Below are 17,233 nucleotides of genomic sequence, written 5' to 3'. Positions count from 1 at the left end.
CGGCCCGCTCCCGGAGGGGGCATGGCCAGGGGCGCGATTCAGCGGATCGGGGCGGCCCGCAGGGGGAAGTGGCAGGCGGCCAGGTGGTCGTCGGGGCCGAAGGCGGTCAGCGGTGGCTCGACCTCCGCGCAGATCTGCTGCGCCGCCGCGCAGCGGGTGCGGAAGCGGCAGCCGGACGGCGGGTCGATCGCGGACGGGAGCTCCCCGGCGACGCCCCGGCTGCTCTTGGCCTTCTCCACCACCGGGTCGGCCACGGGGATGGTGTCCAGCAGGCCGCGGGTGTAGTGGTGCACCGGCCGGGCGTACACCGATGGCGCGGGGCCGATCTCGACCAGCTTGCCCAGGTACATCACGCCGATCCGGTCGGACAGGTACCGGACCACGGACAGGTCGTGCGAGATGAACAGGTACGACAGTCCGAGTTCGCCCTGAAGGTCGCTCATCAGGTTGAGCACCTGCGACTGGATCGACACGTCCAGGGCCGAGACGGGCTCGTCCGCGACGATGAGCTTGGGGCTCAGGGCCAGCGCGCGGGCCAGTCCGATGCGCTGGCGCTGACCGCCGGAGAACTCGTGCGGGTAGCGGTCCAGGGCGGTGAGCGGCAGGCCGACCAGGTCGAAGATCTCCCTGATCCGCCGGTCGCGCTCGGCCTGGCCGTCGACCCGGTGGATGTCCAGCGGCTCGCGCATGATCGAGTGGACGGGCATCCGCGGGTTCATCGCCGCGTAGGAGTCCTGGAACATCAGCTGGACGTCCCGGCGCAGTCGGCGCCGCTCGGCCCGTGGCGCCAGGGCCAGGTCCCGGCCCTCGAACACCAGGCTGCCGCTGGTGGGCCGCTCCAGGCCGACGATGAGCTTGCCGACGGTGGTCTTGCCGCAGCCGGACTCGCCGACCAGGCCGAGCGTCTCTCCCCGGCGGACCGTCAGGGAGATGTCGGCCACGGCGCTGACCGCGCCCACGGCCCGGCGCAGGATCAGGCCGCTGGTCACCGCGTACTCCTTGACCAGGTTGTCGATGCGCAGCAGCGGCTCGGCCGGCGCCTCCTCGGGCACCGCCGTCGCCCGTACCGCCGGGGCCCGTACGGCCGTCGCCGGGGAAGGTGCCACGGCCGCCGGACGGCCGCCCGGCTCGGCCTCGCCGACCGGGAAGTAGCACGCGTAGCGGTGTTCCGGGACCTCCCCGGACAGCGGCGGCTCCTGCGTGTGGCACTGCTCGGTGGCGTAGCGGCAGCGCGCGGCGAACCGGCAGCCGGGCGGTGGGGTGGTCAGGTCCGGCGGCAGGCCGGGGATCGAGTAGAGCCGGCCGCCGGACTCGGCGAAACGTTCCGGCAGCGATTCGAACAGCGCCTCGGTGTACGGGTGGCGGGGGTGGGTGTAGAGCTCCTCGGTGCCGGTGGTCTCGACGACCTTCCCGGCGTACATGACGGCGATCCGGTCGGCCCGTCCGGCGATGACGCCGAGGTCGTGGGTGACGAGGATGACGGCCATGCCGAGCTGCTGCTTGAGGTGGTCGATGAGTTCGAGGATCTGCTTCTGGACGGTGACGTCGAGGGCGGTGGTCGGCTCGTCGGCGATGAGCAGTTTGGGCTCGTTGGCCAGGGCCATGGCGATCATGGCCCGTTGGCGCATCCCGCCGGACAGTTCGTGCGGGTAGACCAGGGCCCGCCGGGCCGGGCTGGGCATCCCCACCAGGGACAGCACCTCGACGGCGCGCTCGTGCGCCTCCTTCCGGGAGGCCCGGCGGTGGATGCGCACGGACTCGGAGATCTGCCGGCCGATGGTCATCGTCGGGTTGAGCGAGGTGGTCGGGTCCTGGAAGATCATCCCGATGTCGTTGCCGCGCACCCGGTCCATCTTCTCGGGGCCGAGCGCGAGCAGGTCGCGGCCGTCGAGCAGGACCCGGCCGTCGACGACGCTGCCGCCGTTCGGCAGCAGCTGCATGATCGACATGGCGGTCATGGTCTTGCCGCAGCCCGACTCGCCGACGATGCCGAGGGTCTCGCCGACGTCCACCGCGAGGTCGACGCCGTCCAGGGCGTGCACCACCGAGCGCTTCAGCCGGATCTCGGTGCGCAGGCCGGTCACTTCGAGGAGCGCCACTGCTGATCCTCCGTCGGGTTCACCGCTTCTGCAGCCGGGTTTCGAAGGCGTCGCGCAGGGCGTCGCCGATCACGTTGAAGCACAGGATGACCAGGATGATCACGGCGGCGGGCGGATAGATCATCCACCAGCAGCCCTGGCCGGCGAAGGTGGTGCCGACGTCGAGCATGCCCCCCAGGTCGTTGTTGGGGGCCTGGAGGCCCAGGCCGATGTAGCTGAGCGTGGACAGGGCGAAGACCGCGTCGGCGATCGAGAACGTGGTGTTGACGATCGTCGTCCCGATGGTGTTGGGCAGGATGTGCTTCAGCACGATCCGCCGGCCGCCCGCGCCCATCATCCGGGACGCGGCCACGTACTCGCGGACCTTGATCGCCAGGGCCTCGCCGCGGACCAGGCGGGTGATGCCGAACCAGGAGGTCAGGCCGACCTCCAGGATCAGCATGGTCTTGCTCTTCCCGTAGACGCTGCTGAGGTAGATCAGCAGGAAGATCAGCGGGAAGGACATGAAGGAGTCGATCACCCGCATCATCAACGCGTCGATCCAGCCGCCCAGGTAGCCCGCGACCGCGCCGTACAGCGCGCCGAGGACGGCGGCGATCAGACCGGCGGCGAGGCCGATCTCCAGGCTGGTCTGCCCGCCGACCATCACCTTGCCGAGCTCGTCGATGCCGTCGTTGTCCGTGCCGAGCGGGTGCCCGGCGCCCGGCGGCAGGGTGACGGCGGAGAGGTTCACCACCGAGGTGTCGGCGTGGTAGAACAGCGGGCCGAGGAAGCAGAAGGCGATGATCGAGACCAGGACGACGACGGCGACCAGGGCCAGCCTGTTCTCGGCGAAGACCTCCGCGCCGCGCCGGAGCATCGAGCGGGGCCGCCCGGCCGGCTCCCCGCCCGGGGCGGAGGCGGGCCGACCTTCCGTCGAATCGTGTGTCAGGGCCATCAGGTGAGCCTCACTCGTGGGTCCAGCACGGCGTAGCCGAGGTCGGCCAGCAGCGAGCCGACCACGGTGGTCACCGCGGTGAGCAGGGTGGCCGCCAGGGTGATGCCGTAGTCGTTCTGCAGCGCGGCACGGGTGGTCAGCAGGCCGATGCCCTGGATGTTGAAGACGTACTCGACGATCAGCGCGCCGCCGACCAGCGCGGGCAGCGAGAGGCCGACCAGGGTGACCATCGGGATCAGGGCGTTGCGCAGCACGTGGCCGTACAGGGTGCGGCGCCGGGAGGCGCCCTTGGCCTGGGCGGACCGTACGTAGTCCTGGGTGATCTGGTCCAGCACCCCGGAGCGCATGTAGCGGCTGTAGCCGGCCACGGTGGTGACGGTCAGGGTCAGGACGGGCAAGCAGACGGCCCCGGGGTGGGTCAGCGCGTCACCGAAGGTGGCCACCTGGTTCTGCACCGAGACCCAGTGCAGGTCGTCCTCGAACCACTGCTGGATCAGGAAGCCGATGAAGAACGTCGGCACGCCGTAGGCGACGAAGGAGAACACCGTGAAGGCGTGGTCCAGCACGCTGTTGCGGCGGGTCGCCTGGAGCAGGCCCGCCGGCACCGCGATCAGCAGCGCGAGCAGCAGCGAGGCGCCGACGATGTAGGCGGAGGCGCCGAGGGCGTTGAACAGCAGGTCGGAGATCGGGCGCTGCTGGATGTAGTCGAAGCCCAGGTTGCCGTGCAGCAGCCCGTCCAGCCAGGTCCAGTACTGCACGTAGACGGGGCGGTCCAGACCCATCTGCTGGGTCAGGTGGGCGATGTTGGCCGGGGTGGCGTGGGAGCCGAGGATCGCCCGGACCGGGCCGCCCGGCATGAGCTGCATCAGGCCGAAGGAGATGACGGTGACCATCAGCACCGTCAGGAGGGCCTGGAACAGCCGTCGGATCAGGTAGGCCGTCACCGCCGCCCCCCGAGGGGGGCGGCGGCGACGCCGTTACGGATGGCCGTCATTTCGTGTAGTACCAGTACTCCGGCTCGTAGCCCTGGAAGGGGTCACCGGCGTCGAGGTGCAGCTTCTTGGTGACCTCGCTGATCGCGAGCGTGTTGGGGGTGTAGATGACCGGCTGGACGCCCGCGATGTAGTCCTCGTAGGCGTACAGGTCGTTGACGTCGCTGCCGGTGGTGGTCTTGACGATCAGCTGGTCCAGCTTCGGATCGGAGAAGCTCCAGACGTTCGGCCCGGCTCCGGTGGCGAACAGCGCGTCGCCGGTCGGGTAGTAGTCGGGGGCGTAGACCCAGCCGCCGTAGAGCAGGCCCTGCCACTGGCAGCCGGCCGGCTGTGCGTCGCTGCAGGCCACGCCCTCGTTGCCGATGGTGTTCTGGGTCTGGCTGACCATGGTGATGCCGATGCCCGCCTTGGCCGCGTCCGAGCGCATGTCCGCCGCCATGGTGTCCAGCGCGGCCTGGCCGGAGGGGTAGTCGAGCGTGAACGCGGCCTTGGTGCCCGCCGCGATGCCGGCGCCGCACTGGTTCGGGCCGGTGCCCGGGTCGGTGCAGGTGGCCGGGACGCTGTCGGTGTTCCAGCCGTGGCTGCTCAGCAGCTGTTTGGCGGCCGCCGGGTCGTAGGTGGCGCGCTCGGACTGGCTCTTGGGGGAGAGCGGGTTGCCGGCCGGGAGGCTGGGCACGGCGCCGGTGCTCGGGTAGCCCCAGCCCTTCCAGATGCCGTTGATGATGCCCTGCTGGTCCACGGTGTCCTGGACGGCCTTGGTGAAGTAGGGCTGCTTGAACAGCGGGCCCACGGCCGGGTTGGCGAAGTTGATCTGGTAGTACGAGATCTCGTCCAGGTAGGTCGGGGCCGGGATGTAGTAGCCCGCGCTGCTCAACGGGTTGCCCGCGTCCGGGTTCTTGGCGTTGAAGGTCGGGGAGTTCTCGGCCGGCAGGTAGCCGACGTCGATGGCGTTGGCGCCGCCGCTGCCGGCCTTCAGGTCCGCGTACTCGGTGGTGGCCGAGGTGTACGGGACGAAGTCCACCTCGTCGAGGTGCGGCTTCTGCGGGCCCGAGTAGGCGGTGTTCGGCACGATCCCGTACGCGCCGGAAGTGCCGTTGTAGTTCTTGAGCTTCCACGGGCCGTCGACCACCGACCACAGCGGGCTGCCCGCGAAGTCGCCGCCCTTGGTCGACTGCGCGCTGAGGTAGGCGTAGTCGGCCGCGCAGTCCTTCGCGGCGGCGTCCGAGCCGAACGCGTCGCTCGCGCAACTGCCCTTCTGCCCCTGGCCGGTGAGGTCCCAGGCGAGCGGCATCGGGGTGATCTGGCTGAGCTCGTCGTCGGTGAACCAGGTCTGGTTGACCGGGGTGTTGAGGGTCAGCGTCAGGGTCTGTCCCGAGGCGGTCGCCGAAGCCACGTTGTCCGGAAAGTACTTGGCGCCGATCGCCGGGTTCGGCGGGGTGTAGTAGCCGCTGTTCGACGACTCGGCCTTGGCCATGTTGATCCAGAACAGCACGTCCTGGGCGTTGACGTCCTCGCCGTTGGACCACTTCCACGGCTTGACCTGGACGGTGACGGTCGTGCCGTCCGCGCTCCAGGTGGGCACCTCGCCCAGGGACACCTCCGGGTCGAGGGTGACCTTGTCGTTCAGGCCCCAGTAGTACAGGGGGCGGTAGAACAGCTCCTGGAACTGACTGGTGTTCACCGTGCTGACCTGGGCCGGGGAATCGAACGGCCAGATGGCGTCCGGGAAGGTGGACGGCGCCTCGGCGACCCGCACCACACCCCCCTGCACCGCCGCTCCGGCCGGCCCCGGGTTACCGCTGCCGCCGCCCCCACCACCGCCACTGCAGGCCGCGGCGGTTGCCACCACCGTGACCAGCGCCACCACCTGCGCGAATCTGCGCGCTCCTGCGGACTTCGTCATCCTTGACTTGCCCCTCTCCCCCACGTGAACACCACGAGTTCTTTCCTTGCGCGACCTGACGGTTCGCCGACGCGGGCATGGCGATGCCGTGGCCGGGCAAGGTGAGCGGCTTTCCCGACGGCGGGAAGGCACCGGCGTCCGCGGGCTTCAGCCGCTTGCCGCGTGCTGGCCCTGCCCCGTCCGGTGCTAATAGTTAGACCGATTTTTCGAACAGAGAGAAGCCTTGGGGACGACTCGTGTTCGTCAAGTTTCCATCAAGGAAAGGATCTTGACGCTGCGTCGCATGGTTCCGGCGGAGGGGCCGGCCGGAGTTCTTACCTGTCTTTGCCGTCGCTCTGCCGAACCGCTGACCGGCACCCGGCAGGGTCGTGCCCACACCGACCGCAGGACGTACGGAGGGCACGACGATGACGACGAACACGGCGACGGGCATGACGGCAGAGACGACCGGCACGGCGGCTGAGACGACCGCGAGCCGGGCGAAGGAGCCGCCCCGCCGGGGCGGGCTGGCCGCCGCCGCGCTGGCGGTGCTGGCGGCGGTGCTGCCGGTCACCACCGCCTCGCCCGCGCAGGCCGCCCCCACCGGGGCGGCGGGCTGGCCCGCGTGGTGCCCGACCGTCCCCGGGCACCAGGTCGACTGCACGACCATGCGCCGCCCGCTGGTGGCGGACGAGCCGCGCCTGGGCGGCATCGGCGTGAGCTACGCGGTGGTGCGCCACAGCCGCCCCGGCCCCGCCCGGGGCACCATCGCGCTCAACCCCGGCGGCCCCGGCGAGACCCTCATCGACCGCGCCGACCAGGTGGCCGGGGCACTGCAGGGGGTGCTGGACGACTACGACCTGCTCCTGCTGGACCCGCGCGGCACCGGCCGCTCCGGCCGACTGCCCTGCGACGTCACCGAGGCCGACTACCGTTTCGCCCCGCGCCCCGCCCAGCGCGAGCTCGTCGCCGACTGCGCCGGGGAACTCGGCCCGCGCGCCCGCGGCTACACCAGCGCCGCCACCGCCGACGACCTCGATGCCGCCCGCGCGCGCCTGGGCGCCCCGAAGCTGGTCCTGTACGGCCTGTCGTACGGCACCTACCTGATGCCGGTCTACGCCGACCGCCACCCCCAGCGGGTCGAGTCGATGGTGCTGTCCGGCGCCTACCCGCTCGCCTTCGACTCCCTGGCCCGGCCCGGCGCCCAGCAGGTCTCCCTGACGCTGCGCCGGATCTGCGAGCGCAGCGGGGCCTGCGACCCGGAAAGCGCCGTCCGCGACCTCGCCGCCGCCACCGAGCGGCTGCGCACCCGCCCGCTGGTGCTGACCGCCTCCCTCGGCGGCAGGCCGCGCACCGTGGTCTTCAGCGAGGACAAGCTCGCCGACCTGATGTACGAACCCGCCACCCGGGGCATCGGCCTGCACCCCGAGGAGCCCGGTCTGCTCGGCGCGCTGCCGGCCGCCCTGCACGCCCTCGCCGCGGGCGACGACGCACCGCTGACCGCCCTGGTACGCGCCGAGGTCGAGCACACCGGCACCGAGGACCAGGCCTCCTTCCTGGCCGTCACCTGCAACGACTACGCCCGCGCCTGGGACCCGGCCGCCCCGCCCGCCGAGCGCCGCCGCCAGTACCGGGCCGCCCTGGCCACCGCCGACCCGGCCGACTTCGGGGCGTTCAGCGTCAAGGGCTGGACCGAGGGGCAGACCGACGGCGGCGACAACTGCCTGTCCTGGCCGCGCCGCGGCACCGCCGACCCGCAGCCGACCGACCTGAAGAACGTGCCCGACGTGCCCGTCCTGGTGCTCTCCGGGGACCTCGACACCAACACCCCCGAGGCCAACTCCCGTCTCTCCGCCGCCCAGTTCCACCGCAGCGCCTTCGTCTCCGTGCCCAACAGCGGGCACGTCCCGGAGATGGAGTCCACCGGCTGCGCGGTGGGCATCTCCACCCACTTCATCCGCACCGGCGCGGTCGGCGACACCTCCTGCCTCGCGCACATCCCCCCGGTCCCCGTCGTCCCGGTCCCCCGCTGACCTGCCGGCCGCCTGACCGGCCGCCCGACCCGCCGACCGACCGCCCCCGACCGGCATGACCACGCCCGCCACCAGCGAAGATGACACCATGACAGATCCCACCGCCGCCCGGCGCACCGTCCTGGTCGTCGAGGACGACCCCGGCGTCCGCAACACCCTCGACCACCTGCTGCGCTTCGAGGGCTACCGGGTACTCACCACCACCGACGGACAGAAGGCCCTGGAGCTCCTGGAGCACCGGCGCCCCGACCTCGCCGTGGTGGACGTGGTCATGCCCCGCCTCGACGGCCTCGCGCTGTGCCGGATGCTGCGCCGACGCGGCGACCGCCTGCCCGTCCTGGTCCTCACCGCCCGCCACCAGCTCGGCGACCGGGTCGCCGGGCTCGACGCCGGCGCCGACGACTACCTGGCCAAGCCCTTCGCCACCGAGGAACTCCTGGCCCGCATACGCGCCCTGCTGCGCCGCACCGAGCCGCTCGGCGGCGAGAGCGCCGAACTCGGCCTCGACGACCTCGCCCTGGACCCGGGCGCCCGCCAGGCCCACCGCGGCGGGCGCCGGCTCGACCTGACCAAGACCGAGTTCGACCTGCTGGAACTGCTCCTGCGCAACCAGGGCACCGTCCTGACCCGCCACCAGATCTACGAACGCATCTGGGGCTACGACTTCGACACCGACTCGCGCTCGCTCGACGTCTACATCGGCTACCTGCGCCGCAAGACCGAGGACGGCGGCGCGCCCCGGCTGATCCACACCGTGCGCAACGTCGGCTACACCGCCAGGACCGCCTGATGCTGCGCACCAGGATCGGCCTCGTGGTCCTCGCCTCCGTCCTACTGGCCATCGCCGTACCCGTCACCGCCGCCTACCGCGGTGTCAGCACCCTGGTCGCCGACCAGCTCGACCGCAGCCTGGAGGACCGGGCCCACACCGTGCTCGCCGCCCTGGACCTCGACCGCCCCCCGCCCGCACGGCCCGACACCGTCGAACAGCTGCTGCTGCCCGACGGCACCACCCGGCCGCTGGGGGCCCCGGGCGGCCCGGCGCTGCCGGTCTCGGCCCGGGCCCGGGAGGTGGCCCGTACCGCACAGGGCGCCCACCAGGAGGACGCCACCGTCGACGGCACCCCCTACGGCATCCTCACCAAGGCCCGCCCCGACGGGCAGGGCGCGGTGATGATCGGCCAGACCTACGCCGGGGCGCAGACCGTCGACGACGCGTTCCTGCGCCGCATCACCTGGACCAGCGCCGCGGCCGCGGCCGCCTCCGCGCTGCTCAGCTGGCTCGTCCTCGGCCGGATCCTGCGCCCGGTGCGACGCCTGGCCCGCGCCGCCGAACACATCACCACCACCCGCGACCTGGCCACCCCGCTGCCCGCCGCCGGCCGCGACGAAGTCGGCCGCCTCACCCGCGCCTTCGAGGCGATGGTCGGCGCCCTGCGCCGCTCCCGCGACCAGCAGCAGCGCCTGGTCCAGGACGCCAGCCACGAGCTGCGCACCCCGCTGACCTCGGTACGCGGCTGCGCCGAACTCCTCCAGCGCGCCCGCGGCCGGCTCGCCCCCGCGGACGAGGAGCAGATCCTCGCCACCCTGGTCACCGAAACCGTCGCACTCGACGAACTCGTCCGCGAGCTGGTCGAGTTGGCCACCGACCAGCAGACCGTGGAGGACCCGGAACCGGTGGACCTGACGGCCGCCGCCGAGGACAGCGCCCGGCGCTTCCGGCGCCGCACCGGCCGCGAGATCACCGTCACCTCCGAACGGCCCGTGCCGGTGCAGGCCCGCCCGCGCGCGCTGCAGCGCTGCGTGGACAACCTGGTCGGCAACGCCGTCAAGTTCAGCCCGGACGGCGCCCCGGTGGAGGTCCACGTCACCGGCACCCGCCTGGCCGTGCGCGACCACGGGCCCGGCATCGCCCCCGGCGACCGGCAGGCCGTCTTCGAGCGCTTCCACCGCGCCGCCGCCACCCAGTCCACCCCGGGCTCGGGGCTGGGCCTGGCCATCGTCCACGACCTCGTCGCCGCCGACCACGGCACCGTCTTCGCCACCGCCGCCCCCTCCGGCGGCGCCGAGGTCGGCTTCCACCTGCCGCCCGCACCGGAGGGCTGACGGCCCGCCCGGGTCCAGCACGTCCGCTCGGTGATCGGCGAGCCCCGGCTGAACGGCGTGGCCCGTCGCGGACGGGCCGCCGGCGCGTCAGTCGGGCCGTTCGGCGTCGCGGGCGCAGCGGAAGCCGGCGTGGCCGCTGGAGCTGTCGGGGGTGTTGGAGCTGCGGGCGGCGACGCGGTAGCGGTTGCAGTAGGACTTGTGGCACAGGTGGGAGCCGCCGCGGATGACCTTGGCGGTTCCGGTGGCGGGGCCGGCGGGGTTGGCCGGGGTCGGGGATGCGGGGTGGTCGGTGGTCCACCAGTCGGCGCACCACTCCCACACGTTGCCGGACATGTTGTACAGGCCGAAGCCGTTCGGTGCGAAGGAGCCGGCGGGGGCGGTGGCGCGGTGGCCGTCCGCGGCCGTGTTCTTCGCCGGGAAGGTGCCGCGCCAGATGTTGCAGCGGTGGGTGCCGTCGGGATCGAGTTCGTCGCCCCACGGGTAGCGGGCCTGTTCGAGTCCGCCGCGAGCCGCGTACTCCCACTCCGCTTCGGTGGGCAGGCGCTTGCCGGCCCAGGAGGCGTAGGCGTGCGCGTCGTTCCAGGAGACGTGGACGACGGGGTGGTCGCCGCGGTCGGCGACCGTGCTGCCCGCGCCCTCGGGCCGGTCCCAGGCGGCTCCGGTGACCGCGCACCACCAGGGGGTCCGCTCCACCCGCGCGGCGGTGCGCCGCACGGCGGCCGGGAGGAAGCCGGCGAAGACGTAGGACCAGCCCAGGCGTTCGGCGTCGGTGCGGTAGCCGGTGTCGGCGGCGAACGCGGTGAACTGCTCGTTGGTGACGGCGCGGGCGTCGAGGAGGAACGGGTCCAGCCGGACCTGCCGCACGGGGCCTTCGCCGTCGTCGGGGAAGCCTTCGGAGTCGTCGGTGCCCATCAGGAACTCGCCGCCGGGCAGGAGGACCATGCCGTCCGCGGGCCCGGCGGGACGCGGGGCCGTGAGCTGGAGCGGGCGGAGCGCGCCGGGGCCTCGCGAGGGCGTGCAGCAGGGCGCCGGGGGCAGGTTCACGGGTTCCTCCGGGAGTGGGTTCAGCCGGCCGTTTACGGCGAGCTGTGCAAGGCGGGCCGGGTCAGGCCAGGGCTGCCTGGCGCCTGAGGTCGAGCTCCCGCTGCACCCGCTCCACGTCCTTCGCGTAGGGCAGGTGGAGGAGCGTCAGGAAGGCGCCGTTGACGAGCATGAGGACCACCAGGACCGCCAGGAACACCGGGCGGAGTCCGACCGCCTGGCCGAGGAAGCCGGCGCCCAGGCCGAAGGCGGCCCACGCGAGGGCTTCGAAGACCGAAACGTAGATCGTGAAGGCGGTGGCCCGCAGCTCGGGCGGGGTGACCGCCATGACCATCGGCCGGTTGAGGCTGGGATTGACGCCCTGGGCGACACCCATCAGGCAGAAGAGCAGGGCGTACGCGCCGATGCCGCGGTAGTGGACCTGGGTGCCCAGGAAGGCGAGGACGGCGAAGGCGACCTGGGCGACCTGGAGCGCGCCGGGAAGCCCGTGGCGGGGGCTGCGGCGGGTAGCCCAGTCGGCGAGGAAGCCGCCCAGCAGGGTGCCCAGCAGGTATCCGATGCCCAGCGGCATCAGGACGACGGCGGCTCGCTGGGTGGTGAAGCCGAACACGTCCACCAGGTAGACGACGGCGAACGAGGAGAGCAGCAGGTGTCCCGAGAGCAGCCGCGACACCAGGAGGATCGCGAAGCTTGGAATCCTGAACAGCGAGACGACGGTGGCCAGGTCGACCTTCGTCCGGGACTCGCGGGCGGCCCGGTCGAGGTCGGCGAGTTGCCGCTCGGCCGCGCCGCGGCCAGGGTCGCGGAAGCACAGCAGCAGCACCACGCCGAAGAGGATGTTCAGGACGCCGACGCCCCACAGTCCCCAGCGCCAGCCGTCGTGGACTCCCGCCAGCTGCCCGATGAGCGGGCCGAGCACCGAGCCGGCCAGTGCGAGCGCACCGTAGAGGGCGCCGACGGCGCGGCCGCGCGACGCCGAGTCGAACAGGTCGCCGATGATCTCGGAGACCAGCGGCTGGGCGGCCGCGTAGCCGGCCGCGAGGACCGTGAGGAAGACCAGCAGCTCGGTGAAGTTCCGGGAGAATCCGGCGGCCACGCCCCACACCCCCCACAGGCCGGTGGACAGGACCAGGACGCTCTTGCGCGACCAGCGGCGTGCCGCCCACACCCACAGGGGGGCCGCGAGCACGCCGATCAGCTTGCCGGCGGCGGTCAGGACGCCGAGCGAGCCGAGGGTCAGGCCCAGCGCGTTCCTGATGACCGGGAACAGGCCGGTGACCAGGCCGGCCTCGGTGCCGTCGACCAGCATGGCGCCGCCGAGGACCGAGAGCTGGGCCCACCGGCCTTTGACCGGGGGTGGGCCGGTCCTCGTGGCGGGCCCGGAGGTGCCCTCGATAAGGTCGGACATGCGCGACTCCGCTCTTCGCATCGTTCGTCACAGGGGCAGTGCGGGGGAAAGGGGGCGTGCTCGCCGGTGACGGGGCTGCAACCCCGTCACCGGTACCTCGTGCGCCGGCTGGGTCGTGCGCCGGCTGGTCAGAGAGCGGCGAGTTCCTCGGCCACCCGGCGCAGGGCCGACACGTCGGTGAGGCCGCCGGCCAGGGCGGCGACGTCGATCAGCGGCGTCGGGCCGAGGAACTGCAGGAACTCGGAGTCGACGATGCCGGGCAGGTGCCTGCGCATCACCTCCACGGCGACCGGGTCGGAGATCAGGGCGAACACCGGGGTCCGGAGCGAGAAGCGTCCCGAGGGGTAGTCCTCCGGGCGGGGCAGCGGCTCGGCGGTCCGGTCGGCCTGCTCGCGCTGGGCGCGGACCAGCAGGTGCTCCGCGCCGACCGGGCCCTCGGCGGGCAGGCCGAGGCGCTCGTACTGGCTCGGCGGCGCGTCGCCCGCGCGCATCAGCTCCACCAGCAGGGTCGCCATCCGCAGCTCGGCCGCGTCGTCGACGAGGGGGGTGCGCTGCTCGGGGTCGCCCTCCAGGTCGAACAGCAGGGTGCCGTGCTGGTAGGGGTTGATGAAGGTGCGGCCGGGGACGCGCAGGGTGCGCACGCCCTTGGTGAAGGTGAACGGCTCCGCCAGCTGGAGGTCCGCCAGCTCGGCCGGGGAGAACCGCCCGCGCATGTGGGTGGGCATCAGCGTGTGCTCCAGCAGCGGCGCGTTCTGCGCCGTGGCGGGGGCGCGCATGTAGACGTAGCGGCCGTCGGTGACGTTGACGTGGCCGCCGTGGATTCCGAACAGGGCCACCTCCCGTACCGGGGTGTCCTCGGCCACCGGCAGCGGGCGGCCCTGCACGTCCGCGGGGCGCTCGATGCCGAAGTACTCCAGCAGCGTCGGTGCGAGGTCGATCGTCTGCACCAGGGCCCGGCGCCGTTCCCCGGCCCTGCCGGCCCGCGGGTCCCACACGAACAGCGGCAGGTGGACCAGTTCGTTGTACCAGGGCTGGACGGTCTTACCCCACCAGCCCTTCTCCCCCAGCAGCAGGCCGTGGTCGGTGTTGACGATCAGCAGGGTGTCGTCCCACAGGTTCTGCTCGTCCATCAGGTCCAGCACCCGCCCGAGGGAGTGGTCGCACATCGACAGCAGCGCCGCGTACTCCAGCCGGGCGTGCTCGACCTGGCCGGGGGTCTCCACCACGCGCTTGTAGTCGGGCCAGTCGAAGTGCGGGCCTTCGTAGTCGTGCGGGTAGAGGTCCTTGAAGCGCTGGTGGCTGAAGAACGGCTCGTGCGGGTCGAAGGTCTCGATCTGCACGAACCACCGGTCCGCCTCCCGATTGGTGCGGACGAACTCCAGGCCCGCGTCGAAGGTCAGTGTTTGCGGGTGGCGGTCCTCGGTCGCCAGGTGCGGGCGGTTCACCCAGTCCTGCCGGTAGGACTCGAAGCGAAGCTTCTTCAGGTCCTCGGGGATCTCCGGGTCGGCCACCTGGCCCTTCCACGGGTCGCCCTCCTGGCCGCGGAAGAACTCCCAGGTGTTGTACCGGCCGTGGTAGGTGGCGCCGCCGTCCTCCCAGTAGTGCGGGTGGTCGCTGACCAGGTGGGTGTACACCCCGTTCTGCTTGAGGAGTTCGGGCATGGAGTCGTCGAACGGCTCCAGCGGGCCCCAGCTGCGGTGCAGGAAGTTGTACCGGCCGGTGTGGATCTCGCGGCGGGCCGGCATGCACGGCATCGACCCCGCGTAGGCGTGGTCGAAGGTGACGGACCGCTCGGCCAGCCGTGCGAAGTTCGGCGCGTGCGTCCAGTCCCCGCCGTAGGGCGGCAGCATGTGCCGGTTGAGGCTGTCGAACATCACCATGATCGCCTTCATGCGGCGCTCCCCTCTCCGGCCGGTGGCGTCTGCCGCCCCGGCTGCCACTGTTCGAGACGCCGGAGCATGCGCTCCAGCCAGGCCACCCACGCGTCCATCGCGCCGGCGCCGTACTGGTGAAGTTCCTCGTAGACCTCGCGTGCCAGTTCCTGGTCCAGTTCGGGCAGCGGATCCTCGAAGCGGACCGTACGGTCGCGGGGCCGGTTGCGGGCGATCTGCTCGCGCCGGTGGTCCAGTTCGGTGCGGATCAGCCGGATCGCCGCCTCGCGGTCCAGGACCGCGGCGAAGGCGAAGCGGGAGAGGAAGTCCGCGTCCTGGAACCGGCTGGGCGGCTCGTACGGGGAGCGCACCCACTCCATCAGCGCCTCCCGCCCCACGGGCGTGAGCCGGTACACCTTCGCGTCGGGACGCCCCTCGCGCGGGTCGACCTCGAACGCCACCCAGCCGTCCGCCACCATCCGCCCCAACAGGCGGTAGATCTGGCTGTGGTGAGCCCGCGAACGGAGGAACTGGCCCTCCGTCTCGACCCACTTGCGCAGGTCGTACCCGCTGAACGGCCGGCCGGCCAGCAGGGCGAGCAGGACATACTCGAACTGCATCGAGCCCCCTATGTGCGGAATCACTTATGTGCTCAGTGTTCTATCCGCGACAGGGGGGCCGTCAACGCGGCGGGCGGCGAATTATCCGACCGTTCATATGAGTTCACGGTGATTCACAGTGCACAGCACCTGCGCCGCCGGCGGGGATGCCCGGTGCGGTCGCGACGGAGCCGACTCCTCCCGGGAAAACGGGCGCCCCGTGGCGGTTCGGGCGAACCCGGAACCGCCACGGGGCGGGCCATGCTTGTCTTCACCGGATCGGCACGGTCGCCAACCTGCGCGACCGTGCCGACCGAAGAGCGATGCTCAGTTGAAGACCAGGACGTCGGTGCGCATCGGCAGCGGGCTGTTCCAGCCGATGTTGATCTTGAACGTCACCAGTCCGTTGGCGGGGGCGATGCTCGACACCTGGAAGGGCGCCGCGCCGACGAACCGGTGCCCGTTGCCGTCGATCTCGGAGGCCGTGATGACGACCGTCGAGTCGATCCCGATGACGTTCCAGGCGATCTGGAGGTTGAACGTCCCGTTCCCCGGGGTCCACGTCCACCACCCCCGCCACACGGCGCCGACGTTGCCGCCGATCGCCGCGAGGCCCTGGTCCCGGTCGGCGGGCTGCGAACTGCTCGCGATCCGCGGCACCTCGATGGAGGAAGATTCGGCTGCGGCCATGACGGCTCCCCTCGCGCCGGGAGAGCCCCTATGAGCTCCCCGAATACTTTGAGTGTCCGGCAATGTGCACAGCGTCACAATCACTCGTGCGAGTGAACCCCCGGCGCGTCGCCGCGCTATCCACACGAACACCGTCCGCACCCGCCGTCCGCGCGCCCCCCTGGGGGCTTTCGTTATGTCCGGCGATGAGGACGGCGTAGAGGTTCGCCACGGGGGTGCCCGGCTCGCTGTCGCACCCACGCCATCCAAATGTGCTTACTGTAGTGGTAATTGACGAAGAATCAGGAACAGGTCGTCGACACGCCCGGCCCGCCCCCGGCGGGCGTTCAGCGGGTGCCGCAGAAGACGGCGTCGAGGAACTTGTTGCCCGCCTCGTTCTGCGCCGTCTGCTCGGCGTCATCGCCCCGCGGGGTGTAGGAGAGCGCGACCTGGCGGTCGGCGGTGCCCCACAGCTGGGTGGTGAAGCCGAAGGTGCCACCGTTGTGGCCCAGCACGGTGGTGCAGGAGAGCTGCACCCGCGCCAGCCCCATCCCGTAGTCGATTTCGTGCGAGCCCGGCACGGTCTCAAACGTCGTGGTCATCTCGCGCTGCTCCGCCGGGCGCAGCAACTTCCCGTTCAGCAGGGCCTGCTGGAAGCGGATCAGGTCATCGGTGGTGGAGATGATCTCGCCGGCGGCGCCCGCCCAGGAGGGGTTGTGGTCGGTGACGTCGATGTCCGTCTTCTTGACGTTTCCGGTGCCGGCGCCGTCCACGGTGGTCCAGTAGCTGTGGGCGTGCGGGCCGGGGATCGTGGTGGAGCGGCCGGGGACCGTGGTCTTCGTCATCCCGAGCGGGCGCAGGATGCGCTGACCGACCTCCTGTCCGTAGGGGTGCCCGGTGACCTGCTCGATGATCAGGCCGAGGATGTCGAAGTTGGTGTTGGAGTAGCCCCATTGGGTGCCGGGCGCGAAGTACGGGGCGTGGGAGACGGAGGCGGTCACCAACTGGCGCGCGGTGAACGTACGGTTCAACCCGCCCTGGGCCAGCCACGTCCGGAAGACGGCCGGGTCGTTGAGGTTGGGAAAGACGTCGGTGCCCTCGTTGGTGGCATCGAACAGGCCCGTGCGCTGGTTGAGCAGCTGGCGGACGGTGATGTTCTGCCCGTTGGGGACCAGCCCCGGCAGGTGGCTCGACACCGGGTCCTCCAGGCCGAGCCGGTGCTCGCCGACCAGTTGCAGCACCGTGGTGGCGACGAACGTCTTGGTGACGCTGCCGATCCGGAACCGGCCGTCACCGCGGACGGGCGCCTGACCGACCAGGTCGGTCACCCCCGTGGTGCCGCGCCACCGCTGGTCACCGTCACGCACCTCGGCGATCGCGGACACCGCCTTGGCGTCGGTCAGCCCGTTGAGGGCGAGTTGCAGCGGACCGCCACGCGGGCGGGCCGACGAAGCTGCGGAGTCCTCGGCCCCCGCCACAGCGGCGGAGGCGGGTGACGCGGACACCGCCAGACAGAAGGCTGCGATCAGGGCACTGGCCAGACGACGAGACATGGATCTTCCCTTCACTCGGGCGAACAGGAGTTCGCCACGAGCC

At 71.8% G+C, this 17,233-nt stretch carries 13 protein-coding genes; 3 read left to right on the top strand and 10 right to left on the bottom strand.

Features of this window, described 5'->3' with window-relative positions:
• Positions 1-38: 38 nt before the first annotated feature.
• From AB0R04_RS03255 to AB0R04_RS03240, 4 genes are read right to left on the bottom strand one after another with little or no spacing between them, the layout of a single operon-like run.
• Complete coding sequence (locus tag AB0R04_RS03255) at positions 39-2,099, bottom strand: ABC transporter ATP-binding protein (protein ID WP_363367696.1); 2,061 nt, start codon at positions 2,097-2,099, stop codon at positions 39-41.
• Between the two features lie 19 nt (positions 2,100-2,118).
• A complete protein-coding gene (locus AB0R04_RS03250; RefSeq protein WP_363367695.1) occupies positions 2,119-3,036 on the bottom strand; it encodes an ABC transporter permease in 918 nt (305 codons plus the stop codon).
• Positions 3,036-3,980, bottom strand: a complete 945-nt coding sequence (locus tag AB0R04_RS03245; protein WP_363367693.1) for an ABC transporter permease — start codon at positions 3,978-3,980, stop codon at positions 3,036-3,038. Before AB0R04_RS03245 ends, AB0R04_RS03250 begins: the two co-directional genes overlap by 1 nt.
• Positions 3,981-4,026: 46 nt before the next feature.
• Complete coding sequence (locus tag AB0R04_RS03240; protein ID WP_363367691.1) at positions 4,027-5,931, bottom strand: ABC transporter substrate-binding protein; 1,905 nt, start codon at positions 5,929-5,931, stop codon at positions 4,027-4,029.
• A 407-nt stretch (positions 5,932-6,338) separates the two neighbouring features.
• On the opposite strand from AB0R04_RS03240, the gene AB0R04_RS03235 reads away from it, so the two are divergent.
• The 3 genes from AB0R04_RS03235 (at position 6,339) to AB0R04_RS03225 (ending at position 10,049) form a co-directional block, all read left to right on the top strand.
• Positions 6,339-7,943 carry an alpha/beta hydrolase gene (locus AB0R04_RS03235; RefSeq protein ID WP_363367689.1) on the top strand — a complete coding sequence of 535 codons (1,605 nt, stop codon included), beginning with the start codon at positions 6,339-6,341 and terminating at the stop codon, positions 7,941-7,943.
• An 88-nt stretch (positions 7,944-8,031) separates the two neighbouring features.
• The gene (locus AB0R04_RS03230; RefSeq protein ID WP_363367687.1) at positions 8,032-8,733 is read left to right on the top strand and encodes a response regulator transcription factor; all 702 of its coding nucleotides are present in this window, start codon (positions 8,032-8,034) and stop codon (positions 8,731-8,733) included.
• Complete coding sequence (locus AB0R04_RS03225) at positions 8,733-10,049, top strand: HAMP domain-containing sensor histidine kinase (RefSeq protein WP_363367685.1); 1,317 nt, start codon at positions 8,733-8,735, stop codon at positions 10,047-10,049. Before AB0R04_RS03230 ends, AB0R04_RS03225 begins: the two co-directional genes overlap by 1 nt.
• 87 nt (positions 10,050-10,136) lie before the next feature.
• On the opposite strand, the gene AB0R04_RS03220 is transcribed toward AB0R04_RS03225, so the two are convergent.
• The 6 genes from AB0R04_RS03220 to AB0R04_RS03195 all read right to left on the bottom strand — a co-directional run bounded on the left by AB0R04_RS03220 (position 10,137) and on the right by AB0R04_RS03195 (position 17,190).
• Positions 10,137-10,991 carry a formylglycine-generating enzyme family protein gene (locus AB0R04_RS03220; protein WP_363368011.1) on the bottom strand — a complete coding sequence of 285 codons (855 nt, stop codon included), beginning with the start codon at positions 10,989-10,991 and terminating at the stop codon, positions 10,137-10,139.
• Between the two features lie 163 nt (positions 10,992-11,154).
• Complete coding sequence (locus AB0R04_RS03215) at positions 11,155-12,498, bottom strand: MFS transporter (protein WP_363367683.1); 1,344 nt, start codon at positions 12,496-12,498, stop codon at positions 11,155-11,157.
• A gap of 128 nt (positions 12,499-12,626) precedes the next feature.
• Positions 12,627-14,390 (bottom strand): sulfatase, encoded by a 1,764-nt coding sequence (locus AB0R04_RS03210; protein WP_363367681.1) that lies wholly within the window; start codon positions 14,388-14,390, stop codon positions 12,627-12,629.
• Positions 14,387-14,989, bottom strand: a complete 603-nt coding sequence (locus AB0R04_RS03205) for a PadR family transcriptional regulator (RefSeq protein ID WP_363367679.1) — start codon at positions 14,987-14,989, stop codon at positions 14,387-14,389. The genes AB0R04_RS03210 and AB0R04_RS03205 overlap by 4 nt, the downstream gene beginning before the upstream one ends.
• 306 nt (positions 14,990-15,295) lie before the next feature.
• Positions 15,296-15,658, bottom strand: coding sequence for a hypothetical protein (locus tag AB0R04_RS03200; protein WP_363367677.1), 363 nt, complete (start codon positions 15,656-15,658; stop codon positions 15,296-15,298).
• A 326-nt stretch (positions 15,659-15,984) separates the two neighbouring features.
• The gene (locus tag AB0R04_RS03195) at positions 15,985-17,190 is read right to left on the bottom strand and encodes a serine hydrolase domain-containing protein (RefSeq protein WP_363367675.1); all 1,206 of its coding nucleotides are present in this window, start codon (positions 17,188-17,190) and stop codon (positions 15,985-15,987) included.
• Between the last annotated feature and the right edge of the window lie 43 nt (positions 17,191-17,233).

Origin of the sequence: Kitasatospora sp. NPDC056731 (assembly GCF_040687675.1) — a bacterium.
Lineage (GTDB): Bacteria > Actinomycetota > Actinomycetes > Streptomycetales > Streptomycetaceae > Kitasatospora.
Note: the sequence above shows the minus strand (reverse complement) of the source record. Positions and strands in the feature narration are given on the sequence as shown.